Source organism: Rickettsia endosymbiont of Orchestes rusci, from assembly GCF_964030945.1.
GTDB lineage: Bacteria > Pseudomonadota > Alphaproteobacteria > Rickettsiales > Rickettsiaceae > Rickettsia.
On sequence record NZ_CAXIQG010000004.1, the window covers coordinates 792680 to 815898 of the forward strand.

Sequence of the window (23219 nt, forward strand, 5' to 3'; positions counted from 1 at the left end):
GACATCGAAAATTCGAGCCATGCAACAACGCCAATGCCACACAGGAATAACATCGGTGAGCCTTTAGTTATCATTTTTTCTTACTTCATTTTTTGCTAACTTAACTGGTTTGATCTAACCATTGCGGTAAATTTGCTTTCGGCGACTAGCTCCCCGTCAACCGTGACTTTACTATAGAACTTCCACACCGTTCCCCGTTGTTGGTCAATCTGCGCATAAATATGCATGGTATCGCCGGGCTGAACAATTTTCCGGAATTTAGAATCTTCAATAGCCATTAAAAAAACTTCTTTATCTTTAGTTGAATCTAAAGATTTTGCTACTAAAATAGCTGCTAGCTGCGCCATAGCTTCAATTATTAGAACACCCGGCATAACCGGTTTTGTCGGAAAATGTCCCATAAATTGCGGTTCGTTAAACGTAATATTTTTAATACCGGTAATTGACTTACCAAGCTCAAATCCCTTTACTCTATCTATCAACAAAAAAGGATAACGATGCGGTAGCATCGACATAATTTCGACAATCTCAATAGTCATTATTTAACTCTCTCTTTTTTAGGCTCTGTTAATTGTTTCATAATTATCGCTTGTTTATGCCAATCTCTCATTGATACCGTCGGAGATCCGGCGACAATGCGACCGGATTCTATATTTTGAATTACGCCGCTCTGCCCCGCTATCTGCACCTTATCGCCTATCGTTAAGTGACCGGCGACACCGACTTGTCCGCCAAGAGCGCAATATTGACCGATTACGCTACTGCCGGCTATTCCTACCTGCGCTACAATAATCGATCCTTTGCCTATTTTTACGCAATGCCCAATCTGTACTAAATTATCTATACGGCATAAATCTTCTATTATCGTATCAATTATCGAACCTCTATCGATAGTAGTATTAGCGCCTATTTCAACATTATTACCGATTCTAACTATTCCGGTATGAAATATTTTATAATGTACTCCCTTCTCGGTAGCAAAGCCAAAGCCGTCTTGACCGATTCGCGCCCCCGATAAGATTACCGCATCATCGCCGATAATGCTATAAGTTATCGAAACATTTGAATATATTAAAGCGTTTTTACCGATTATTACACCGCCCCCTATAAAAGTCCCGGCTTCTATTACGCTATTATCGCCTATAACAACATTATCTTCAATAATAACATTATGACCTATATAACAATTCTTGCCGATAATTGCTGAATCTGCAACATATGCCGATTTCATTATTTTCGGCGAGTGAGATTTTACCGAGCTATAAAAAAAATCAATTAACTTGCCGTAAGCAAAATATGAATTTTGAGCTTTTAATAAAATGGTTTGATCATTGACTTCTTCAGCAAAATCTTTGGGAATTATTGCAACCGCAGCCTTAGTATTTTTTAGCAAACTTGCATATTTAGGGTTACTTAAAAAAGTAATATCACAGGGGGAAGCTTCTTCAAGGATTTTTATATCATGAATAATTATATCGTCATAATTGACTTCAGGCGCTTCTATACTATCTTGCAAAAATTCAATAATTGCCGATAATTTATGGGGACCTAGGTTTTTATAAAAACGATTATACTGTTCATCTTTCAAAAATTGTTTTTTCATTTTATCGGGGACTTGCGTACTCACTTATTAAGTATAAGCTTCGTGTACTCGCCCCTCAAAATAAAATCCAATTTCCGAAATACAAACAGTATACCTACCATAAAACCTAAAGGAAATTTAATATAGAAGTGGTGGAGGCTAGTGTACGATTTGCTAACCACCGCTACAAAAAGACAGTATATAAGTGATACTTTTCTTATGCAACAAAATTTACAAGCAGCATAAAAATTTAAAGGGTGGGGACAAATTGTCCCCGTCCTTTTTTATCCAAAAGTACTATCACCACCTAACACGTTAATATCCTCAACTATATTCTGTTTGTCAATTATTACATCAAGCTCGTCTTTTAAATCTATAATATTCCCTTTGGTAATTCTATTTTTATCTAAAAGCTCTTGGATGTTAACCGTTACTTGCTCTATATCGGTTTTATTAATTAAAAGCTTAGTTTTTTGCGATATAACCTTTATAGTACCTTCCATTGTTGATTTATCTTTTATAGTAGCATCCTTAGCTACTTTATCGTTTAATTCATCCGTTAGTTTTTGAAATTTATCGTTTGTCTCTGCTATATTTTTATTTCGCTGTAAATAGCCGGCTATAAGCTTCTTTTCTTCATCACCTATTTTGTTCCCGTAAAGGTCAATGTATGTCAAAGAATTATTGGACTGTAGGGCTGCTGCTAGTTCCTTTGCTCCGCCGTCACCTATGTTGTTATTATCAAGGTAAAGGTACGTCAAAGAATTATTGGACTGTAGGGCTGCTGCTAGTTCTTTTGCTCCGCCGTCACCTATATTGTTCCATCCAAGGTAAAGGCTCGTCAAAGAATTATTGAACTTTAGGGCTGCTGCTAGTTCCTTTGCTTCGCTTTCACCTATGTTGTTCTCTCTAAGGTTAAGGTACGTCAAAGAATTATTAGACTTTAGGACTGCCGCTAGTTCCTTTGCTCCTTCAGCTCCTATCGGTTGCTTACTAGCACCAAATAAACCGCAACTAAGATTAAGCGTTGTAGCACCTTTTTTTAAACTATCTACTTGTGCATTTAAACCTCTTTTTTCTAGAAATTCTATTAATTCTTTCATGCTTTCTGAAACTGTAAAGCTTGGTTGAGTTATATCTTGTTTTGTTAGTTCTTTAGGTAAATCTTTCATTTCTGTCGGCTCGTTTTCATTTATTACCGAAGTTGCTTGTTTCAATTTTAAGCTCTGCTGTTGTTCTTCATATTTCTTTTCTGCATTTTTTACATTTCCTTTATACGTAAAATAAATAACAATTTCATTTAAATTTGATGTATCTAAATTGCTACTGAATTTTACTGCTTCTTTATATTTTTTTATTGCTTTGTCATATTCGCCTTTATTGTAAAGAGTATCAGCTTCTGTATTTAATACTTTTGCTTTTTTTCCTGCTAATTCATTAATTTTCTTTGTTATCGATTCTCCTATTTTATTTTCACTAAGATTAAGTTTACTGAGAGTGGTATTAGTTTCTAAGCTTTCAGCTATTGCTGATGCTCCTAAATATCTTATGTCGTTACCTCCAAGCCCAAGCTCAATAAGAGTAGTATTAAGTTTTAAGCTTTCAGCTATTGCTGACGCTCCCAAATACCTTATATTGTTACTTCCAAGATAAAGCTTGATGAGAGTGGTATTAGTTTTTAAGCTTTCAGCTATTGCTGACGCTCCTATATCTTCTATGCTGTTACCGCTAAGTTCAAGTTCGATGAGAGTGGTGTTAGTTTTTAAGCTTTCAGCTATTGCCGACGCTCCTAGATACCCTATGTTGTTATATCCAAGTTCAAGTTTGATAAAATGGGTATTAAGTTTTAAACTTTTAGCTATTGCCGATGCTCCTAAATACCCTATGTTGTTTTCCCAAAGATAAAGGTGTGTAAGCTTTAAACCTTCAGCTATTGCTGACGCTCCTATATCTTCTATGCTGTTACCACTAAGCTTAAGTTTGATGAGAGTAGTATTAGTTTTTAAGCTTTCAGCTATTGCTGACGCTCCCAAATACCTTATATTGTTACTTCCAAGATAAAGCTTGATGAGAGTGGTATTAGTTTTTAAGCTTTCAGCTATTGCTGACGCTCCTATATCTTCTATGCTGTTACCGCTAAGTTCAAGTTCGATGAGAGTGGTGTTAGTTTTTAAGCTTTCAGCTATTGCCGACGCTCCAAAATCTTCTATGTCATTTATGGCAAGGTTAAGTTTGATGAGAGTAGTATTAAATTTTAAGCTTTCAGCTATCACCAACGCTCCTGAACTTCTTATAATGTTTCGAGAAAGCGTAAGAAAGGTGAGAGTAGAATTAGTTTTTAGCACTGCAGCTAGTTCCTTTGCTCCGACTTCACCTATGTTGTTCCCGCTAAGGTCAAGGTACGTCAAAGAATTATTGGACTTTAGGGCTGCTGCTAACTCCTTTGCTCCGACTTTACCTATGTTGTTATTCCAAAGGTCTATAATGGTACCCAAAAACTAGACAAGAAAATAGAGAAAAGTAGGTATAATATCTCCTAGGAAAAGGAGCAAAAAATGAAAAAACAAGTTAAAAAATATAGCGCAGAAGAAAAAGCAAAAATAGCAATTGAAGCAATATCTGGAGAAATGACTATAGCTCAAATTACCAGCAAATATGGTGTTCACGCTAATCAGATTTATAAATGGAAGAAAGAAGCTTTAGATTTTATGGTTTCTGGATTTAAATCGAAATCTAAACAACAAGATACCGGCCAAGAAGATTTAATTAAATCATTATTTGAGCAAATAGGCCAGTTAACAGTTGAAAGAGACTGGCTCAAAAAAAAATCTAGTATCTTTGGATTTAGAGGTTAGGAAAAAAATGATAAGTTATGCTTCAAAATTAACCATAGCAAGACAATGCGAACTTTTAGATTTAAACCGCTCAAGTTACTATTACCGAGCTAGGAATACCTTAGATGATAAGGAGTATAGAGTACTGAACAGAATTGATGAGATTTTTACAGAGCATCCCTATTATGGTACTAGAAGAATGTCTCATGTCCTAAAATCGGAAGGGTTAAATGTTAGTCGTAAGATGATAAGAAAATATTATAAAATACTTGGTATTGAAGCAGTATACCCAAAAATTAATTTAAGCCGTAGGAATCAGGCTCATAAAGTATACCCATATCTATTAAATAATATAGAGGTGGTTTGCTCCAATCAAGTTTACTGTGCAGATATTACTTACATAAGATTAAAGCAAGGTTTTGTATATTTGGTTGCTATAATGGATTGGTATAGTCGTTATATTTTGAGTTGGCGGGTGTCGATTAGTTTAGAAAATGATTTTTGTATTGAAGCTCTAAATGAAGCAATATCTATACATGGCAAGCCTGACATTTTTAATACGGATCAGGGAGTACAGTTTACATCAAAAGATTTTACTCAAATACTTGAGCAACAAGGCATAGCTATTAGTATGGACGGCAAAGGCAGAGCCTTAGATAATGTATTTATTGAACGTTTTTGGAGATCTTTGAAACAAGAGAAGATTTATCGTTTTGATCTTGAAACGGTACGTGAAGCAAAGATAGCTATCAGAGATTATATAGAATTTTATAATAAGCAAAGACCTCATCAATCGCTTGAATATAAGACACCTAAAATGATACATTTTGCAGAAAAACTAGAAAATTACCAAGAGGCTATATGACATAGAAAATGCAAACTTTACTTTGAAAAACCAATACATTAATAAAGGAGAATTACACCTCTAAAATTTAAAAAATTTGTCTAGACAAAGGGTACCACCTCAGTCAAGGGACGTCAAAGAATTATTGGACTTTAGGGCTGCAGCTAGTTCCTTTGCTCCTAGCTCACCTATGTTGTTCCCTCTAAGCTTAAGCGTTGTATCACCGTTTCTTAAGTTACCTGCTTCTTCTTTCAACCCTCTTTTTTCTAGAAATTCTATTAATTCTTTCATATCTTTATCCTTATTAAATTCTATAAATTTTAATATTTTGTTAAAAATGAGCTATAGACAGAATCATAATGGGGAGTTTTAAGAATGCAATAGAAATTTAATTAGAAGTATAAATAAATGAATTTAGATTGATTTAAGGAATTTATGAATATATAGAGGATTAAAGTAAGTAATGTTAAATTTAAGGTAGTATTAATACCCTATTTGAGGAGGGTTAGGATATCCATTGAGCATATAGCATCTTTTCTGATCCCGTATTTGGTTATTATATTGCTGGTTAAGATCAAGGGAAGTAATAGAATTATTAGACTTTAGAGTTTCGGTAATTAGTCTACTTTTTCTGCACCTATATTGTTCTGTCCAAGGTTAAGGGAAGTAATAGAATTATTGTTTTTTAGTGCTTTTGCTAAAGCTATCGCCCCTTTATCCCCTATTTGATTATCTATAAGCTCAAGACAAGTTATAAAATTATTATCTTCTAGTACTTTTGCTAAAGCTATCGCCTCATCATCTCCCATTTGTCTACCGCTAAAACCAAGCCCAGTACAACCGTCTCTTAAATCGTCAGCTTGCCATGTTAATTTTCTTTCCTCTAGAAATTTTATTAACTCTTTCATAGTTTACTCTTTAATATTTTGTTAAAACTAAAGTAGAGTAGATTATAATAAAAAGTTTCAAGAATTCAATCGATATTAACCAAAAATTAATTTAAAAACAATGACCGCTCTATTGTTCTACGTTTTACCAAGCCTTGCAGCTTAACCCTACCTTTAGCGTTTACCCAACGCAGTAATTCATTGGCGGCGTTTAGGTATTCGCCTCTATTGAGTTTCTGCCGCAAGGTTGATGCTTGAAATGCCCCACCGCCGCAGTTAAAGATAAACGAGATTAAGGCGGCTTGTTGGTTTTTGGTTAACGGGACTCTGCAATATCTATATAATATAGTTTCGGCTTTTCGTATGTCTTTCTCAAGCAAATCTTCGGCTTGCTGCTTATCAATTCTGTTGCCTATTTGTTCCTGCGGTTCTATCACATGCCCATAACCGATGGTTTTATGACCTGCCGGGCAGTAATAAGAATTAAGGCGTAACCCCTCAAATTGTTTGATGAGATCAGACGCAATTGTTATGGCTAGCATAAATTTATAGCCTTGTTTTATTAATAGAACGCTGACCAAACCAAAAAGTCGTAACCCCAAAGAATAACGCCCAATCTTCTTCAGTCCAAACTTTATCTATGACGTCTAAATTAACGCAGCCGATTATTTTCAGGCAAAAGTAAACTATGAACAGTTTTAAGGAGCAATATAACAACAAAGTAGTATAAGTAACTATCGGACGAACCAAAGCCGCTATTATTTCAACAGCTTTGAACTTAACAGTTTGTACGGGTAATAAATATTTGCTTTCCTCTATTGCCGTATAGCTCTGTATTTCCTCAAGCTTAGCGTACTGCTTTAATCTCATAGCCTCTATTTGCAAGCCAATTATTTTCAGTTCATGCTCTTTGTCTTTTTTATCTTTTATAATTTTTAGTATTGCGATTGAGACTAAGCGGTATTGATGAGGTAGTAGTGATTGCGGTTGTTGGGGGTTCTGCTTGGTTATTTTTATTTACAATCCAACAAGATTATTCACAGATGGCATAAATTTAAGGGGTAATAGTTTTATTAAGTTTAAGCAATTTAGCAATTTGCAATAGCTCCATCGCTACTTATTTTATTACCGAATAAATCAAGCTGTATAATGTTATTATCGTTTGCTAATAATTCCGAGATTTCTTTAACATCCTTATCCGTTATGTTTTTCTCGGAAAGCTTAAGAATATCGCCGTCGTTTTTTAAATTTACTGCTTCTTCGGTAAAGCCTTTATTTTCTAAGAATTTTATTAACTGATTCATAATTTATCCAAAGGTACTATCACCACCTAACACGCTAATATCCTCAACTATATTCTGTTTGTCAATTATTACATCAAGCTCGTCTTCTAAATCTATAATATTTCCCTTAGTAATTCTATTTTTATCTAAAAGCTCTTGGATGTTAACCGTTACTTGCTCTATATCGGTTTTATTAATTAAAAGCTTAGTTTTTTGCGATATAACCTTTATAGTATCTTCCATTGTAGATTTATCTTTTATAGTAGCATCCTTGGCTACTTTGGCGTTTAATTCATCCGTTAGTTTTTGAAATTTATCGTTTGTCTCTGCTATATTTTTATTTCGCTGTAGGTATTTCTCAATTATAACTTCGTTTTGTTGACCTATATTATTTTGTCCTAAATCTAAATCCGTAATAATAATATTTTCTCTCAAAGCTTCTATAATTGCTTTTGTCCCTTCATAAGTTATATTATTCAATGCAATAACGAGATACTTTAAACTATTGTTGTTTTTCAGGAATTCACTTATTAGCTTTGCTCCCTCATCACCTATATTATTATTGTGTAAATCTAAATATACAGTAGTATTATTTAATTTTAGGGCTTCAATAATTGCCTTAATTCCTGTAATACCTATCTTGTTTTCACCAAGGTAAATATGAGTAAGGGTATTAATCTGTAGAATTTCGGCTAATATCGATATTTTTTGATCGCCTAAATCACTACAACTAAAACTAAATTTTTCTAACTGCTTATTTACTTTTAAAGCTTCGGTAATGATTTTTATACCTTTATCGCTTATTTGAGTACCGAAAAAGCTAACCTTGGTGATTGTAGCAATATTTCTTAATTTATTCGCCATTAGTTTTGCTGCTTCATCGCTTATTGTTGGAAAACAAATATTTACAGAAATATCATTATTAAAAAAACTATTTACTAATTCGTTAAGCTCATTATTTGAGGGTTCTGTAAGTATTTGTGCGTGTTGTTCTTCATATTTCTTTTCTGCTTTTGCTTTATTTTCTTCATATAATTTGTTTTCTTTCCCTACAGATTCTTTCGTAATTTTTATTGCTGCTTTATATTTTTCTATAGCTTCATTATACTTTTCTTGACTGCATAAATTATTACCCTCTGCATTTAAGCTTTCTGCTTTTTTTTCTGCTATAGTTTTGTTCCTTTGCAGATATCCGTCAATTGTGTCCAACGTTGCTTCACCTATGTTGTTACTCTGAAGATTAAGCAAAGTTAAAGATTTATTTTCTTTAAGAGCATTCGAGATTTCCTTTGCTCCTAGATCACCTATGTTGTTACTCTGAAGATCAAGCGAAGTTAAAGATTTATTTGATCGAATCACATTCGAGATTTCCTTTGCTCCTAGCTCACCTATGTTGTTACTCTGAAGATTAAGCAAAGTTAAAGATTTATTTTCTTTAAGAGCATTCGAGATTTCCTTTGCTCCTAGCTCACCTATGTTGTTAGTATAAAGAGAAAGCGTTGTAGCACCGTTTCTTAAGTTACCTGCTTCTTCTTTCAAACCTCTTTTTTCTAGAAATTCTATTAGTTCTTTCATATTTTTATCTTTATTAAATTCTATAAATTTTAATATTTTGTTAAAAATGAGCTATAGACAGAATCATAATGGGGAGTTTTAAGAATGCAATAGAAATTTAACTAAAAATTAGTTTAAGAACAATGACCGCTCTAATTGTCGGCGTCTTATCAAGCCTTGCAGCTTAACTCTGCCTTTAGCGTGTACCCATCTCAGTAATTCATTGGCGGCTAGCAGGTACTCGCCTCGGTTTAACTTTTGCCGCAATGTTGATGCTTGAAATGCCCCAGCCCCACAATTAAAGATAAACGAGATTAAGGCGGCTCGTTAGAGGGACAACCCTAGTAGACAATTTTAGACAAATTTACGAACTTCGTGTAGTCATTATTTACTTGCCTGCGGATATTAATTATATTGCTAACTAATAACATCTATTCAACAAGCGGGAGGCAAACTGCCCCTTATCTTTACACTAATATAAACTACCCCCTAAACCTCAACACTTTCAAAACTCATTATACAACTGTCTTTTTTATCATTTTCCTTTGCTATGTTCGCTATGCCGAGATTTCTTAATAAATATCCTTTAACCTTTTTAGCTATTAATGCGTCTACTTGATTCCACGCAAGATTAAGAGAAATAAGAGTAACATTTATTTTTAAAGCTTGTTCAAGTTCTTTTGTTCCTGCTCCTGTTATATTATTATATCCAAGATCAAGCGAGGTAATAGTTTTATTAGTTTTGAGCAGTTTAGCAATTTCCTTAGCTCCTGCATTACCTATTTTGTTACCCCAAAAACTAAGAGAAGTAAGAGTAGTATTTTTTTTTAGTAACTCGATGATTTCCTTAATTTCTACATATCCTATATTTTTTTCAGAAAGTTTAAGAGAAGTGCCGCCGTTGCGTAAACTATTAGCTTCCTCTATAAATTCTTTCTGTTCTAAATACTCTATTAGCTCTTTCATATTTTCCTCCTTTAAAAGTTTAAATAATATACTGCCAAGCAACATCTTTAGCCTGTAGGTGCTGCGCTATTGTCTAAACTCATCAAACCACCCAATATAATAAGCTCCCCCTCTTCACTATTAATTGCTGCATCTATTAAACGCGGGCTTAATTCATCAATCCGCTCGCCTATTTCCTTTAAGCTAAATTTTTTCAACGCAGCCCCTAGCAATTCCGGATGATTTAAAAGCGGTTTGTCATAAATTATTTCTTTTACTATAAATGTGATTATACTAGCTGATTCGTTTATTTCTTGAAGTATCATTGTATCAACTTTCTTTTTTAAATCTATAACTGTTCCTTTAGTGATTTTGCCGTCTATAAGCTTCACCATACTATTTGTTATTTGTTCTATATTAGCATTGTCTTTTAAAGTTTGCACTTTACTTGCTATTTCGTTTATTTGCTTTTGTATTACTGTGTTATCTTTAATATTAGCAATTTCTAATTTCGTAATTATTTTTGTTACTATTTCGTTGAATATATTTAACTTCTGTATACGTATATTTCCCTCTATTTGAGCTTGTTTTTCTAGTATTTCATTAACTTCATCCTCTAAATCTACAACTGTTCCTTCGGTAATTTCGTTTTCTATAAGCTCTTTCACACTTTGAGTTATATTTATTATGTCGTTTTTATCTGTTAGCTTCTGCACTTTACCATATATTTTGTATATATTATTTTCTATTATATCTTTATCTGTTTCGTCAATATTGGTACTATTTTGTAAGTTAAAAATTATTTTTTCTATCATTTTAAAAATAAGTAACTTACAAACTTTTTCTAAGCCTCTCTCGACAGCCCAAATTAAAGCCGTATTGCCGTTATTAGTAACCTGATTAATAGCCTGCTCGGTCATTTTAGGTATTAGTAGCTCACAAACCTTTTCTAAGCCTTTAAAAGCAGCCAAAGTTAATGCCGTATTGCCGTTATTAGTAACCTGATTAATAGCCTGATCGGTCATTTTAGGTATTAATAGCTCACAAACCTTTTCTAAGCCATTACTTGCAGCCCAAATTAAAGCCGTATTGCCGTAATTGTTAACCTGATTAATAGCCTGATCGGTCATTTTAGGTATTAATAGCTCACAAACCTTTTCTAAGCCTTCACTAGCAGCCAAAGTTAATGCCGTATCACCATTGTTTTTAGTAACAACATTAATAGCCTGATCGGTCATTTTAGGTATTAGTAGCTCACAAACTTTTTCTAAGCCCTTCAAAGTAGCCGCAGTTAATGCCGTATCGCCGTTTTTATTAACGTGATTAATAGCCTGATCGGTCATTTTAGGTATTAGTAGCTCACAAACCTTTTCTAAGCCTGTCCAAGCAGCCAAAGTTAATGCCGTATCGCCGTTACTATTAAGCTGATTAATAGCTTGATCGGTCATTTTAGGTATTAGTAGCTCACAAACCTTTTCTAAGCCTTTAAAAGCAGCCAAAGTTAATGCCGTATCGCCGTTACTATTAACATGATTAATAGCCTGATCGGTCATTTTAGGTATTAGTAGCTCACAAACCTTTTCTAAGCCTGTCCAAGCAGCCAAAGTTAATGCCGTACAGCCGCTATTATTAACCTGATTAATAGCCTGATCGGTCATTTTAGGTATTAGTAGCTCACAAACCTTTTCTAAGCCTTTACTAGCAGCATAAGTTAATACCGTATTGCCATTGTCTTTAGTAACAACATTAATAGCTTGATCGGTCATTTTAGGTATTAATATCTCACAAACCTTTTTTAAGCCTTTATTAGCAGCCAAAGTTAATGCCGTATCACCATTGTTTTTAGTAACAACATTAATAGCCTGACCGGTCATTTTAGGTATTAATATCTCACAAACCTTTTCTAAGCCATAACTCGCAGCCAAAGTTAATGCCGTACAGCCGCTATTATTAACCTGATTAATAGCCTGCTCGGTCATTTTAGGTATTAGTAGCTCACAAACCTTTTCTAAGCCTTTACTAGCAGCATATGTTAATACCGTATTGCCATTGTCTTTAGTAACAACATTAATAGCTTGATCGGTCATTTTAGGTATTAATATCTCACAAACCTTTTTTAAGCCTTTATTAGCAGCCAAAGTTAATGCCGTATCACCATTGTTTTTAGTAACAACATTAATAGCCTGATCGGTCATTTTAGGTATTAATATCTCACAAACCTTTTCTAAGCCTTTATTAGCAGCCAAAGTTAATGCCGTATTGCCGTGATCTTTTTCAATAGCATTAATAGCCTGGTCAGACATTTTAGAAATAAGCATTTCACAAACTTTTTCTAAGCCTTTATAGGCAGCCCAAATTAAAGCCGTATCGCCGTTATTATCAACTTTACTTAATTGAGTAATATCCATTTGTGCAATTAAGTTTTGCGCTTCTGTTATATTTTTTTCCTTTATAGCTTCTATTAGTCTCTCATGTGACGTTTTTGTTAACGTATTCCATAAAAACATAACTACCTCTTTAGCTTGTATTTATTAATATTTGTTAACCGTAAATTAACTTTTATATTTGCTAAAATAATTACAAGTATATCGGGAATAAGTCAAATAAAAAAAGATTAACAAATTAAATATAACTTTAAAAAGCAAGGTAATAACTAAAGGATATTATTGTAAGGTTTCAATATGATTGCTTAACCTAAATACTCTACTATTCGTTTCTTTGAGAAACAGCCCGTAAAGTTCAGGATATTCGGCTTTGAAAGCCGGAAGATCGAAGCGGCTACGATGGCAGTTTTTCCATAAGATGAGCGGCTTGTTGTTAAGGGTTAGGGGGTTATGTAACTACACATAGCTCATATTTAAAAGTTACGCTTGATCAGAAAATCTTTTAACAAGATGCTTGTATAAAATCGTTATATCCCCTTGCGGTTCAGAACTTAATCAAAGATAAATCCACCTCACCCAAAAACACCGCTCGCTCTATAGTACGGCGTTTTACTAAACCTGTTAATTTTTTGTCCCCTGCATAAACCCATTTTAAAAATTCATCGGCTGCAGCGGAATATTGACCTTTATTAAGCTTTCGTCTAAGTGTTGATGCTTTGAATGCTCCGGCACCGCAATTAAAAATAAAAGAGATTAAGGCTACTTGTTGATTAACTGATAAATAAACGTGGCAGTATTTATGTAAAGCTATTTGCACTTGCTTAACATCTTCATCAAGTAATCGCTCGGCTTGTTCTTTGGTTATTTCAGTGTCTAAATATGGCAATTCATGGGGTTTTATTGCGTGACCATAGCCAATTGTTTTACGACCTGCAGGGCAATAATACGGAGCAAGCCTTAAGGATTCAAATTGCTTGATTAACTGTTTGGCTAGTTCTTGAGCGGACATTTAACGTAACCTCAATTATTTTTGATTGCCTTATTCTTCAGCGGCTCTGCTGCTTCTTTTTTACCGATCGGGGTTTTGGTGATTAGCCTTAAGATAATATTAATAATTGCTATAAAAGTTACGCTTATTGCCGTTTTTTGTTCTTCCGGTAATTCAATATTTAAATCAGCAAGCCAAGCTGTTAATAATGCTGTTCCATTAAATATAATTGTTCTAAATCCTTGTAATGTTTTCATAAAAATACCTTTTTGTTAATGTTGATGGTTTTGATTAGTGTATTATTCCCAGTGCCAAGAGCCGTGGGGCTTGAGTAGTTGGACGGTTATTTTGACTATGCCGCCGGTAAATTTACCGATATCGGCGGTTAGTCTGATCGGCGTATCGTGCCAATAAGTTAACGGATGGTTAGTTAAGCCGATATTGGTAGTATCTTTCGTTATGGCTAGTGCAGTGCCGTAGCGTTTAGTATCTTCCGTAACCCCGACGCTAAAAGAGCTACAGCCCTGTACTTCCTCTAGAACCCTGATATTAATAGCAATTACTATAGTGTGATGCGGGATTTGGATTTTGGTATCAGTATATTTTCCTGATAATTTTATATCCTCCTCCAAATGCATTACCCGTAAATACTCGCCACTATCTTTTTTAATTAGATAATCATTTTGAACCTGCACAGGCATAACGGATAAAGCTGAAACGCCGATTTGCAGCCAGCTTTTGCCATCAAAGCGATATTTACTGCCGTCTTTATCAAGCGCAACTTCTAACCATTTAAGGGGAGTAATAAATCGCCAACTATTGTCTAACCTCTGTGCTATTTTATTCGCATGTTCAGCAAATTCGCCGGTTGGGTTTTGATCGATTATATATAATTGCCCCGCCTTCGGTGAATCAGGCGGCGAATTTATATTGACTTCCTGAATTACCGGATTTACTAGTACGTCAAGCATATTTAACGCTTCGTTATGGGTGATTTCTTTCTGTGCCTGCCCGCTATGGATAAGCGGCAGTTTTAGCCTTGCCGTATAAGACATAATAATTTCCTGAATTTAAGAGAGTTTAAATTGCTATAATAGTGCCGTAGCCCCTGCCGATCTGACTAGAAAGCTGATAAATAGTAGCGGTTAGGTTATCGGGGAGTTTGGTAAAATCGCTTAATATTTGCTCTTTTGGATAAATCACGTTTGGAGTGGTAGTTTCTAAAGTTCTGATAATTTTATTTTTCTTTTTTATATCGATTTCGTACTTTTCAATATCTTCGCCGATCGGTATATCGACATAATCGCGCCAATCGTTATCTATTCTAGAACGGCGTAGCCAACTGATTTTTATATTACCGTCGGCGTCTTTTTCGACAGTAGCGTAAACAGAAGCAAAGGGCTTTAAAGCTCTACCTGTATAGGTAAAGGTAACGCTTTCAGTTTCGGCTAGAGTTTTGCCGATTGTGACTGCTTTGTAATTAATAGCTTTACCGATTAAATTATTAGGAATAGAAATATTAATAATTTCCTTATTTAATAGAATAAACTTATCGCCGATTTTATGGCTATTAATTGCCCATTCCGTGCCTTGTCGACCGCGTAATAATCTAGTTAGCTTATATTTCTGATCCTTGATTAGCTCGGCATTTTGAAATTGGATTAACTCCTCCCCGATAAGTGCCTTATTGGCACCGTTTAATAATGCTAATTCATTGACGCTTTGCAGTTTTCCATAGAGTAATTGGATAATTATTTCCGTAGACTCATCGAATAATAGAGGTGAAGCAAGAGATATTTTATTTAGTACAAAACCTGTAGTGCTTTGAGTGTTTACCGCCGTAATAGGTTTATAATTTTCTGTTTCATGGCTGTAATATATAATAGCACCCGACCAATTAGTATCGTCGCTATTTACCGCTAGTGTTAAAACTGCTTGATTGGCGTTATTATCATTTAGCGGCGGTGCATCTATTACCCATAATATGCTATTTGCGAGCGGTTTTGGGAGTTGGTATTTTGTCGGTAAATAATTCGTTTTGCCGCTAAAGTCATACATCGATATATTAAAACTTACGGCAAGTATTTTCATCTGTCCTGTGCGTTGCATATCGGTTTTGATGATTCTTAAAGAATGGGTAGCATTTTGGCAAATAATATTTATGATATCAGTCGGCTCTAAATAAGCATATTTCGGCGGTAATGTTAATTTATAATTGATACGTTCCTGCCATGAATTATATAAGGTAATATCGGCAATTTGTTTGGCAATGCTGTTGTCTAAAACTATCGGCAAAGAAAAATTTATTTGATCACGGGTGCTAACTATTTGCCTTTGAGATTCAACTGTTAAAGTATCGTAATTTTGTCCTCGGTCAATATGACTAACACTAACCTTTTGCGGCAGTTCTAACTCTTGTGCTACAGTAATTTCTAGGGTTTCTTTTATATCATTATTATTGCCCGGCACTAATTCGCTTTCAGCAATTTCCGTGGTTAACAAGCCATCCGTGCGATGAATAAATTTTAAAATTCCGTCACTTTCCACGCAATCAAAAAAATAAGCACTTTGTAACTGCTCAATTGCTTCCCTTGCTGTAATGTGCTGTGATATAATATAACCGCTAACCTCATCAGTTAGCCTTGATACGTCATAATCACCGGGCTTTAGTCCTGTTGCTTGCAGAATATCGGCAACGATTGCTGCTAAATTTGAATTGCCGAGCTTGCCGTTAAGCCAGTGACCCGTAGCCCATAAATCCCCGTCTTGCCAAATGTGCTTTAAATCAGGGAAAAACGGAAAAGGTCGCACATCGTAACACCAAACAAAACGCTTTGATACAAGATTAGTTTCGTGTTCATTCTTATTTTGCCAATAATCAAGCGTGGCATTTAGAGCCTGACGTTGAGCATAAAAGCTAGTTTTCCCGCTTGAGCCTCTGGGAAAATGCGACTCTACGGAAGCGGGATCATAAAATACGTTAGGCTGATTACTGCAGCAATCGACTGAAGGAAAGCCAAATTCCGTAAACCATATCGGCTTTAATTTAGGCTGCCAATTTGTTTGAGTTCCATCGGGGTTGTGATGCCGGTTACTCCACCAATATTCGATATTCTTCCAAGCGTATTTAGGATCGTTAAAATAATGTTTTTGGCTTCTTGTGGGATCCCAGTAATATTCCCAACCTTCGCCGCTTCCCCAGCCACTCTTTATAAGTTCTTCGGTAATTTGTTTTTGCGGTAGATCTCCGGTTAGAGGAAAATAGGCATCAATGCCGATAAAATCAATGTTAGGGCTTGCCCAAAGCGGATCGAGATTAAACCAGCCGCCTTCCGTATGATGATATTCCGACCAATCAGCGGCGTAAGTAACTAAGCTATTTGAGCCTAATTTATTTTTAACGAGAGATGCTAAATTAACGAGCTGATCTACAGCAGGATATGAGCCTGCCTTATCTGTAAAACTAGTAAGTCCTATTAATTCCGAGCCAATTATAAACGCATCAATTAAGCCATTTGTTAAATTCGCATAATGCAAAATAAAATTATTATAGCCTTGATTTTTATTGAACCATTGTACTATATCATTTGTGTTATTTGCCTTAATACGACCGCGCCAAACTTTAGGGTGTGGTTTAATCTCATCAACAAAAATCATCGGATATAGCATTATTTTATAACCACGTTCTTTTAGATGGTTACAAATTTCTAAAATAGTGTGATCGGAAGGAGTGCCGCCATAAGTTGGCGTATACTCGTCAAAATATAATACTGTTTCGGCACTGCTCCTGATGATTCCGGCAACTTGCCAATCGTGCGGCATTACAGCAGTATCTTTATTATTAAACTCTATTTTAGGGACTACCCTACAATTACCGGCATTGCTAGACGTTGCAAACCAAGTAACAACAACCGCCACCCACTCTAAATTGGGCAGCGTTTTAGCCATTTGCTCAATGCTAAGCAGCATATTAGCTTTACCGCTATAATTGTGCATATTCAGGTAGTTTTTGCCCCATTTATCAACTATTTTTTTACCAATTTTAATATGATATTGCTTATAATGAATTTGCGAGCTATAGACAAACTCCCCAGCCCCTGGAATTAACACAATTTCTTTTATCTTATCTTCGACGCTTGGCTTAATTAAAGCTTTCTTTTTAACCTCAAAAGTAAAATTAGGGATGTGATTACCAAATTCTGCAAGCGGTAAATCTTCAAATACTACGTAACATAATCCTCGATAGGCGGGATAAGTATTTGCGGGCTTATGTTTGCCGATAATATCATCGGGCAACTGTTCTTCCGTCCCTAAATGCACGTTAAATTTGCCGTTGCTACTTCTTAGCATTGCTTCGGTTATTAAAGTTCCGTCTGCCCAAATCCTTACTATTTCCTCTATTTCCCCCTCACAGATAGCAATCGCCAGACTTACCGAATAGCTATAATTAATTACTTTTCTAATTCCTTCCCCGTATTCTTCAAAATCTTTAGTTTCTAACTCCTTAATATCCGTTGCCCAGATGATATTACCCGCTAACCTTAATTGTCCGTAGACCTTCGGGATTACCTCGCCGTAACTTGATATTTGGACTCGTAAATCCGAAAGCCTTGATCCTTCTTGCGTCGGTAGATTAACGGCTTGTTTTTTCTTACCGCCGAATAAATTACCGATAGCATTACCGAGTACTGCACCTTTAATGCCGCCGCCCAAACCTCCGAGCATAAAGCCGCCAACAGCACCGAGAACCGGTAATATTGCATTTCCCATTAAAGATAATTTATAATTTTAGAATAAGTTTAATGGTGAAGTTATTTAATAATTAGTTACGATGATTTCTGTTGAGGATTTTGTATGATTTGTTATTGAGTATTTTATTTCAATATTTTTTATATTAAAATTTTCGTAAAGCTTTCTAATAAAAGATGTGTCATTGTTAGAAATCATAAATTTTATATTTTTGCTATCTAGCTCAACGGCAAAATCTCTTAATCTGATTTGATCATTTTCACTAAAAGGTAACTTTGTGTAGAAAATTTCCCCTGTTTGATGATAAGGCGGATCAAAATAAACAAAATCATTTTTTTGCGGCTCGATAAAAGAAAAGTCTATTGTATAAATAAATACATCGTTTAAAAAGCTACTATATTCTTTAAGCTTTTCTTCAATATTTAGATTTTTATATTTTGTATCAAAAAAAGTAGAGCGAAGTTTACCTTGTTTATTAAATTGATAAACTCCTTTGAATGAATATTTATTAAGGTATAAAAACCTAGCTGCAATTGCATTTGGATTATTAGTACAATAATTTACTATCTTGCGATAATAATCTTTTGAATGATTTTGAATATGCATATCATATAATTTTACTACTTCGTTTGGATTCTTTTTTACGGCATTATAAGAAGTAATGAGATCAAAATTAATATCAGACAAGAAACACTTTTTGAACTTATCTTTAACGGCAAAAAATAAAGCACCACCACCTAAAAAAGGCTCATAGTAATTGTCAAACCCTGAAGGAATATACGCAAGTAATGGAGCAATAAGCTTTCTTTTTCCTCCAACCCATCTGAAAAACGGCTTACCGATAATTTTCGTTTCTAGCATTTTTATTAAATATAGTTTTTATTATCAATATTAAGCATGATTAGCAGCGTTTAACCTATCTATCCCCGGTAAATCAGGCTCACCGCGGAAGTTGATAATATTATTAAATTTCTCGATGCAAGTTTTGCTACTTTTATCGCAGCCGGCGACTATAGTAAACTCATCACCTATATTAACGACAAAAGGCATCGGTAAAACTAAAGTGATGCGACTATTAATAAAACTTTTCACTTCCATTTGTAGACCAATATTTTTGCCTGTTTGCCAGCTGATATAGCCATAAGTAAACCAATTATTAGCCTGTGTTAGAGAACTAGCAATAAAAGTTTGTTGGTCTATTACTTCTGTAACTACAGCCTGAACAGTAAAATTTTCCTGATCTAAATTAAATTTACAACGCTGATCCCCTAAATTTGTTCGGCAATGAGGCAAGTAAGTTTCACACATAGTTTGCGATAAGAATTGCGTTAAGCCCCTTACTTCTGCATGAAATAGGTTTTTATTTAATGTTACTTCACCCAGCACGCCCCGCTTTTGTATTATTTTACCAATATTCGGCGATTGATAATTAACTAAAAATATTTCCACTTCAGCAAAATCATATTTACCGGCTAGCAAATCTATTTCAGTTATTTTATTGTCGTGAAATTGTCCCGCTAAATCCAAATTATCAACTGACATATTGCTATTGCTTTCTACATTGGTCGGTGTAAATCCTGCTATAGAGTCGTATTTTATATTATCAATAAATAAGGCTTGATCATGGTCGGTAAAAGCAAAAATTTTGCCGTCTTTTCTGGTTAGCTTCCAGCAAGTAGCGAGTGTTGTTACTTCATTACTTAGATGGTTTTTTAACTGCGGGCTTAAATTCCTCATATTCTAACTTCAACTAAAGGAATATTGCCCCATGACCCAACCGCGAAACTATCTATTGACAAGTCAAGCTGATCGGTATCGAAACGTACAGGTACGTCAAACTCAAAATCGGCGGTTATTTCTTCATCGTTTCTTGGAGCTAAGTTAAAAGTAACAATGCCGGTTGTAAAATCAATACTAAAGCCATTTTCTAAAGGCATCGCATCAATGTAGATTTTACAAAAATTATTATTTACTGGTTTGTTTATAATTCTGGTATAGCTAAAATCGCCACTTATGTAATGTTTAACTAGCTGAAACTCTTTTTGTTCGCCATTACCTTTGCCCATTATTTGATGAGCAGCTTTATAATCCGACCAATCTTTGTACCTAAAGCCTATTGCTCTGCCTCTTCTGCTTCTGAAGAACGCTATTAGCTGCTGCCATTGTTCTTCCGTTTTTATACCGCTGCTTATGTCGTATCTAGCCCGTTCCTCTTGCCAGTTAATATTACGCTGCTCGTGACCGCTAAAAGTTGTAACGATATCAGTTGAAAACATCGCTCCGCCCTTAGAGCCATAAGATATTTCCGGCGGAAACTGTATTTCGGCAAAGGGATTAATCATATTTTGTTATAAATTTCTTTTACTTCTGGATATTTGCCTTGCCATATCGGCGGTAATTTGATTACGGCTTTGATTGAATGAGGCAATATCGGGCGTTTGAATATTCATATTAACAACTATATTACCCCCACTTGCTCCGGTTGTTTCTAAATTACTAAAAGGGACTATACTACCAACAGAATTAGGAATAAATAACTCCGGCTCGCCGCCATCACCGACAATATGGGCTTTGCCCGGTTTTACAGTGCCACCTTTAGCAAAAAAGCCGCCAAACATAGAGCCAAGCCCTGATAAAAAGCCACTGCCATTGCCGCTTTTATTGCTACTACCAAATAATCCGCCTAACATTCCACCACCACTTGTGCCTATTATATCCTCCTTCAGAGTCATTTTTAAAATATCACTTTGTAACTCCTTAAAAAAATCACTGCAAGTTTCCTTTAAACTTTTAATATGACCACCTGCACCAAAAGCAGCATCAGCAAAATTATCAATTAAATTATTAGCTCCGTCTTTAGATTTTTCGCTGATTAAATCAAATACATCTTTGCTATGCTCGCCGAATTTATCAAGCTGCTCTTCGCTTTGTTTTAAAGCTCTGTTATAGGTCTCTTGATCGATTAAACCTTGTTTTAGTAATTTATTTAGCTTCTCAATTTGAGCATTATGTTTTTCTAAAGGAGTTCTGGTTTGCTCGAATATTTGCCTAGCGTCGCCTAACATTTCATTACTTTTGCTCATAACTGCCATTTCTTCTTTTTTAGGTAAATTCAACTTCAAAGCCTCAACTACTCTCGGCTGTGCAACTGCTTTATTATGCTTCTCTGCTGCTTCCGTACTTTTATTAAACCATTTTGTTAAAGTCACAAGCCCTGCAACTGTGCCAGTGATTGCTATAGCTGTTAAGCCCAAAGGATTTGCCGTTAAAGCTATTGTAAAAGCTCTTACTGCCGCAGCAGTTGTAATAAACCATGCAGCTAATTTCAGCCCTAAAATAGTCGTAATAGCTGTTATAATAAAAGTAATTGCCGGATGACCTTCACGCACCGCTTCAAAAAAACTTGTTACAAGTGGTAATATCGGCACTAAACAGCAGGTTATCAGGCTTATTAGTACTGTCTGTAATTTATTTAGTTCACTATTAAATTGTGCCATAGCTTTACAATTTTCTTCCGATAAAGAAATGCCTAATTTTTGTGCTTCTTCCCGCATTTTATTAATTCCTACCGCTCCTTGCTCAAGAATCCCCATTAAAGTACTACTTTCAGAACCAAATAATTTAGCAGCAATAGTCGCTTTATCTGTGCTATCTGTTAACCTTTCAAACTGGCTAGCTATTTTCTCTAATTGCTGATCAGGGCTTAGACTAGCAAGCTCTTTAGCCGATAAACCTAAGGCTTGCAGAGCTTGTTTTGCCTCACCGCTATTTTGTGCAGCATCATTAATTCTTGAAGCCATTTGTGTAAGTCCGGAAGTTAAATTATTAAATTCTACACCGCAATTGCTAGCGACATATTTAAGTTCCGACAAGCTTTTAGTACTCATATCCAACTTACCGGCAAATTTGCCTATTTCCGCCCCGCTATCGATAATTTTCTTTAAAGCCCTGGTACTAAAAGCCGCAGCAATAGCCGTACCGATTCTACCGAAACCGAAACTAAGCTTATTTGTTAATTCTTGCAGCTTCTTAAAATTCTGCCTAATTCTGCCAAAAGCTTCCCTAGTTTTATCGATACCCCGGAACGTTACCCTGACTTCCTTGTTTGTCACTTCCTTAATTTATTCTGTTTTTCTTTTTTAATTTTAAAATAAGCGAGCCAATGATGCCATTCGTCGATTGTCATTTGTTCAATTTCGGAAACTGTTTTATGTAAATGCTCGGCAAGCACAAACATATTCAGCAATATTGGCTCATTTATTAGTTTTTTTCCGACATCTCTAAATCGCTTTCACTCATTATACTCGTGCTAATCCGTATTAACACGTCAGGGTCACAGCTGCGCATTAATTCCGGCTTATCGGCTCGACTGAATAAGCAATTGCCTTCTTTATCTTTGGCTTTCATAATTAAAGCCTCAACCATCAACCCTAAATCATCCTCTTTAGCCATTTTGTATAAGCGATTTTTTTGAGCCAAAGTTAAAGGGGAACAGTAAATATATAGCGGATTATCCCCGTCGCCCCATTCGGGTACTTCAATTATTTTAATTTCCTTAGCGTCAAAATGTGCTTTAACTCGATCTATAATTTTGTCATTCATTGTTATATCCTTTTTATTCTGGTAGATTTCTTTTATAGGTCGCTTATAGAGAGGAATTTAAAGGAAACACGGAACGCAGAACCGCAGCGTAGTAAACCTACGTGAGGATTCGAGTACCGGATTGACGTATAAATTACCTCTAGAAGTAGAGCTATAAAAGAAATCTATTGTTTTAATTCACCGTTACCTTGGAAGGTAAAAGAGCTTTCAACTAAGCCGTCAAATGATGCTTGCCTTGAAATACCGGTAACAATTGCATTGCCGCTAAAATATTTGCCGTTATTATCGCCTTCAGGATAAAGTCGTAATTCTACAGTATTGCCGATAACCATTTTACCTTGACCCTCTAAATCTTCCGTATCCCAAAAAGCATCAATCGAACCTGACCAACTTTTAATGGTCGCCTGATTCTTCCGCCACTCTGTACCGATAACACTAGCATCCACAGTGTCGCAAACTTCTTCCAATGACCATGATTTTACCTCCATAATTTGCTTTTCGCCTATTTTGACGATCCCTTCCGATCCTGCATGGGTTGACATTTTCTTTTTCCTCCTTTTTTAGTTA

At 35.2% G+C, this 23219-nt stretch carries 25 protein-coding genes and 1 pseudogene; 3 read left to right on the forward strand and 23 right to left on the reverse strand.

Going from position 1 to position 23219, the window contains the following annotated elements:
- Positions 1 to 95 precede the first annotated feature (95 nt).
- The 3 genes from fabZ to AAHM91_RS08105 form a co-directional block, all read right to left on the reverse strand.
- A complete protein-coding gene (gene fabZ / locus AAHM91_RS08095; RefSeq protein ID WP_253307980.1) occupies positions 96 to 539 on the reverse strand; it encodes a 3-hydroxyacyl-ACP dehydratase FabZ in 444 nt (147 codons plus the stop codon).
- On the reverse strand, positions 539 to 1603 hold the full coding sequence (gene lpxD, locus AAHM91_RS08100) for a UDP-3-O-(3-hydroxymyristoyl)glucosamine N-acyltransferase (RefSeq protein WP_342270455.1): 1065 nt from the start codon (positions 1601 to 1603) through the stop codon (positions 539 to 541). Before lpxD ends, fabZ begins: the two co-directional genes overlap by 1 nt.
- A gap of 263 nt (positions 1604 to 1866) precedes the next feature.
- A complete protein-coding gene (locus AAHM91_RS08105; RefSeq protein ID WP_342270456.1) occupies positions 1867 to 4077 on the reverse strand; it encodes a hypothetical protein in 2211 nt (736 codons plus the stop codon).
- A 60-nt stretch (positions 4078 to 4137) separates the two neighbouring features.
- Between AAHM91_RS08105 and AAHM91_RS08110 the strand changes: the two genes are divergently transcribed.
- Positions 4138 to 4437, forward strand: a complete 300-nt coding sequence (locus AAHM91_RS08110; protein WP_045812944.1) for a transposase — start codon at positions 4138 to 4140, stop codon at positions 4435 to 4437.
- A gap of 7 nt (positions 4438 to 4444) precedes the next feature.
- Complete coding sequence (locus AAHM91_RS08115; protein ID WP_342269489.1) at positions 4445 to 5281, forward strand: IS3 family transposase; 837 nt, start codon at positions 4445 to 4447, stop codon at positions 5279 to 5281.
- Positions 5282 to 5380: 99 nt separating this feature from the next.
- Here AAHM91_RS08115 and AAHM91_RS08120 read toward each other — a convergent pair whose 3' ends face one another.
- From AAHM91_RS08120 to AAHM91_RS08210, 19 genes are all read right to left on the reverse strand, one after another.
- Positions 5381 to 5551, reverse strand: coding sequence for a hypothetical protein (locus AAHM91_RS08120; RefSeq protein WP_342270457.1), 171 nt, complete (start codon positions 5549 to 5551; stop codon positions 5381 to 5383).
- A 326-nt stretch (positions 5552 to 5877) separates the two neighbouring features.
- Entirely contained in the window at positions 5878 to 6168 is a 291-nt protein-coding gene (locus tag AAHM91_RS08125) for a hypothetical protein (RefSeq protein WP_342270458.1), read from the reverse strand.
- 86 nt (positions 6169 to 6254) lie between these two features.
- The gene (locus tag AAHM91_RS08130) at positions 6255 to 6689 is read right to left on the reverse strand and encodes a lysozyme (RefSeq protein ID WP_342270459.1); all 435 of its coding nucleotides are present in this window, start codon (positions 6687 to 6689) and stop codon (positions 6255 to 6257) included.
- Between the two features lie 4 nt (positions 6690 to 6693).
- Positions 6694 to 7032, reverse strand: a complete 339-nt coding sequence (locus AAHM91_RS08135) for a hypothetical protein (protein WP_342270460.1) — start codon at positions 7030 to 7032, stop codon at positions 6694 to 6696.
- A gap of 203 nt (positions 7033 to 7235) precedes the next feature.
- Complete coding sequence (locus tag AAHM91_RS08140) at positions 7236 to 7451, reverse strand: hypothetical protein (RefSeq protein ID WP_342270461.1); 216 nt, start codon at positions 7449 to 7451, stop codon at positions 7236 to 7238.
- 3 nt (positions 7452 to 7454) lie between these two features.
- Positions 7455 to 9005, reverse strand: a complete 1551-nt coding sequence (locus tag AAHM91_RS08145; protein ID WP_342270462.1) for a leucine-rich repeat domain-containing protein — start codon at positions 9003 to 9005, stop codon at positions 7455 to 7457.
- A 108-nt stretch (positions 9006 to 9113) separates the two neighbouring features.
- On the reverse strand, positions 9114 to 9299 hold the full coding sequence (locus tag AAHM91_RS08150; protein ID WP_342270758.1) for a lysozyme: 186 nt from the start codon (positions 9297 to 9299) through the stop codon (positions 9114 to 9116).
- Between the two features lie 174 nt (positions 9300 to 9473).
- Positions 9474 to 9950 (reverse strand): leucine-rich repeat domain-containing protein, encoded by a 477-nt coding sequence (locus tag AAHM91_RS08155; RefSeq protein WP_342270463.1) that lies wholly within the window; start codon positions 9948 to 9950, stop codon positions 9474 to 9476.
- A gap of 47 nt (positions 9951 to 9997) precedes the next feature.
- Positions 9998 to 12436: an ankyrin repeat domain-containing protein gene (locus AAHM91_RS08160; protein WP_342270464.1), complete on the reverse strand. Its 2439-nt coding sequence runs from the start codon at positions 12434 to 12436 to the stop codon at positions 9998 to 10000.
- A gap of 421 nt (positions 12437 to 12857) precedes the next feature.
- On the reverse strand, positions 12858 to 13322 hold the full coding sequence (locus AAHM91_RS08165) for a lysozyme (RefSeq protein WP_342270465.1): 465 nt from the start codon (positions 13320 to 13322) through the stop codon (positions 12858 to 12860).
- An 11-nt stretch (positions 13323 to 13333) separates the two neighbouring features.
- Positions 13334 to 13558 carry a hypothetical protein gene (locus tag AAHM91_RS08170; RefSeq protein ID WP_341792939.1) on the reverse strand — a complete coding sequence of 75 codons (225 nt, stop codon included), beginning with the start codon at positions 13556 to 13558 and terminating at the stop codon, positions 13334 to 13336.
- 42 nt (positions 13559 to 13600) lie between these two features.
- On the reverse strand, positions 13601 to 14356 hold the full coding sequence (locus AAHM91_RS08175; RefSeq protein WP_342270466.1) for a DUF2793 domain-containing protein: 756 nt from the start codon (positions 14354 to 14356) through the stop codon (positions 13601 to 13603).
- Positions 14357 to 14381: 25 nt separating this feature from the next.
- Positions 14382 to 18071 (reverse strand): baseplate multidomain protein megatron, encoded by a 3690-nt coding sequence (locus AAHM91_RS08180; protein WP_342270467.1) that lies wholly within the window; start codon positions 18069 to 18071, stop codon positions 14382 to 14384.
- Between the two features lie 45 nt (positions 18072 to 18116).
- Entirely contained in the window at positions 18117 to 18911 is a 795-nt protein-coding gene (locus tag AAHM91_RS08185; protein ID WP_342270468.1) for a DNA adenine methylase, read from the reverse strand.
- A gap of 30 nt (positions 18912 to 18941) precedes the next feature.
- Positions 18942 to 19787 (reverse strand): DUF2163 domain-containing protein, encoded by an 846-nt coding sequence (locus AAHM91_RS08190; RefSeq protein WP_342270469.1) that lies wholly within the window; start codon positions 19785 to 19787, stop codon positions 18942 to 18944.
- Positions 19784 to 20392, reverse strand: a complete 609-nt coding sequence (locus AAHM91_RS08195) for a DUF2460 domain-containing protein (RefSeq protein WP_342270470.1) — start codon at positions 20390 to 20392, stop codon at positions 19784 to 19786. Before AAHM91_RS08195 ends, AAHM91_RS08190 begins: the two co-directional genes overlap by 4 nt.
- A gap of 6 nt (positions 20393 to 20398) precedes the next feature.
- On the reverse strand, positions 20399 to 22162 hold the full coding sequence (locus AAHM91_RS08200) for a hypothetical protein (protein WP_342270471.1): 1764 nt from the start codon (positions 22160 to 22162) through the stop codon (positions 20399 to 20401).
- Positions 22159 to 22296 carry a hypothetical protein gene (locus tag AAHM91_RS08205; RefSeq protein ID WP_342270472.1) on the reverse strand — a complete coding sequence of 46 codons (138 nt, stop codon included), beginning with the start codon at positions 22294 to 22296 and terminating at the stop codon, positions 22159 to 22161. Before AAHM91_RS08205 ends, AAHM91_RS08200 begins: the two co-directional genes overlap by 4 nt.
- A gap of 14 nt (positions 22297 to 22310) precedes the next feature.
- Complete coding sequence (locus tag AAHM91_RS08210; protein WP_342270473.1) at positions 22311 to 22652, reverse strand: hypothetical protein; 342 nt, start codon at positions 22650 to 22652, stop codon at positions 22311 to 22313.
- A 41-nt stretch (positions 22653 to 22693) separates the two neighbouring features.
- Between AAHM91_RS08210 and AAHM91_RS08215 the strand changes: the two are divergent.
- Positions 22694 to 22803, forward strand: a pseudogene (locus tag AAHM91_RS08215) (palindromic element RPE1 domain-containing protein); the annotation flags it as partial.
- Positions 22804 to 22816: 13 nt separating this feature from the next.
- On the opposite strand, the gene AAHM91_RS08220 reads toward AAHM91_RS08215, so the two are convergent.
- Complete coding sequence (locus AAHM91_RS08220) at positions 22817 to 23194, reverse strand: phage tail tube protein (RefSeq protein ID WP_342270474.1); 378 nt, start codon at positions 23192 to 23194, stop codon at positions 22817 to 22819.
- Between the last annotated feature and the right edge of the window lie 25 nt (positions 23195 to 23219).

Bases quoted from the DNA above. Each gene is read 5' to 3' on its own strand.
- fabZ (WP_253307980.1), bottom strand. From the start codon at position 539: ATGACTATTGAGATTGTCGAAATTATGTCGATGCTACCGCATCGTTAT.
- lpxD (WP_342270455.1), bottom strand. From the start codon at position 1,603: ATGAAAAAACAATTTTTGAAAGATGAACAGTATAATCGTTTTTATAAA.
- AAHM91_RS08110 (WP_045812944.1), top strand. From the start codon at position 4,138: ATGAAAAAACAAGTTAAAAAATATAGCGCAGAAGAAAAAGCAAAAATA.
- AAHM91_RS08115 (WP_342269489.1), top strand. From the start codon at position 4,445: ATGATAAGTTATGCTTCAAAATTAACCATAGCAAGACAATGCGAACTT.
- AAHM91_RS08120 (WP_342270457.1), bottom strand. From the start codon at position 5,551: ATGAAAGAATTAATAGAATTTCTAGAAAAAAGAGGGTTGAAAGAAGAA.
- AAHM91_RS08125 (WP_342270458.1), bottom strand. From the start codon at position 6,168: ATGAAAGAGTTAATAAAATTTCTAGAGGAAAGAAAATTAACATGGCAA.
- AAHM91_RS08130 (WP_342270459.1), bottom strand. From the start codon at position 6,689: ATGCTAGCCATAACAATTGCGTCTGATCTCATCAAACAATTTGAGGGG.
- AAHM91_RS08140 (WP_342270461.1), bottom strand. From the start codon at position 7,451: ATGAATCAGTTAATAAAATTCTTAGAAAATAAAGGCTTTACCGAAGAA.
- AAHM91_RS08145 (WP_342270462.1), bottom strand. From the start codon at position 9,005: ATGAAAGAACTAATAGAATTTCTAGAAAAAAGAGGTTTGAAAGAAGAA.
- AAHM91_RS08155 (WP_342270463.1), bottom strand. From the start codon at position 9,950: ATGAAAGAGCTAATAGAGTATTTAGAACAGAAAGAATTTATAGAGGAA.
- AAHM91_RS08160 (WP_342270464.1), bottom strand. From the start codon at position 12,436: ATGTTTTTATGGAATACGTTAACAAAAACGTCACATGAGAGACTAATA.
- AAHM91_RS08165 (WP_342270465.1), bottom strand. From the start codon at position 13,322: ATGTCCGCTCAAGAACTAGCCAAACAGTTAATCAAGCAATTTGAATCC.
- AAHM91_RS08170 (WP_341792939.1), bottom strand. From the start codon at position 13,558: ATGAAAACATTACAAGGATTTAGAACAATTATATTTAATGGAACAGCA.
- AAHM91_RS08175 (WP_342270466.1), bottom strand. From the start codon at position 14,356: ATGTCTTATACGGCAAGGCTAAAACTGCCGCTTATCCATAGCGGGCAG.
- AAHM91_RS08180 (WP_342270467.1), bottom strand. From the start codon at position 18,071: ATGGGAAATGCAATATTACCGGTTCTCGGTGCTGTTGGCGGCTTTATG.
- AAHM91_RS08185 (WP_342270468.1), bottom strand. From the start codon at position 18,911: ATGCTAGAAACGAAAATTATCGGTAAGCCGTTTTTCAGATGGGTTGGA.
- AAHM91_RS08190 (WP_342270469.1), bottom strand. From the start codon at position 19,787: ATGAGGAATTTAAGCCCGCAGTTAAAAAACCATCTAAGTAATGAAGTA.
- AAHM91_RS08195 (WP_342270470.1), bottom strand. From the start codon at position 20,392: ATGATTAATCCCTTTGCCGAAATACAGTTTCCGCCGGAAATATCTTAT.
- AAHM91_RS08210 (WP_342270473.1), bottom strand. From the start codon at position 22,652: ATGAATGACAAAATTATAGATCGAGTTAAAGCACATTTTGACGCTAAG.
- AAHM91_RS08220 (WP_342270474.1), bottom strand. From the start codon at position 23,194: ATGTCAACCCATGCAGGATCGGAAGGGATCGTCAAAATAGGCGAAAAG.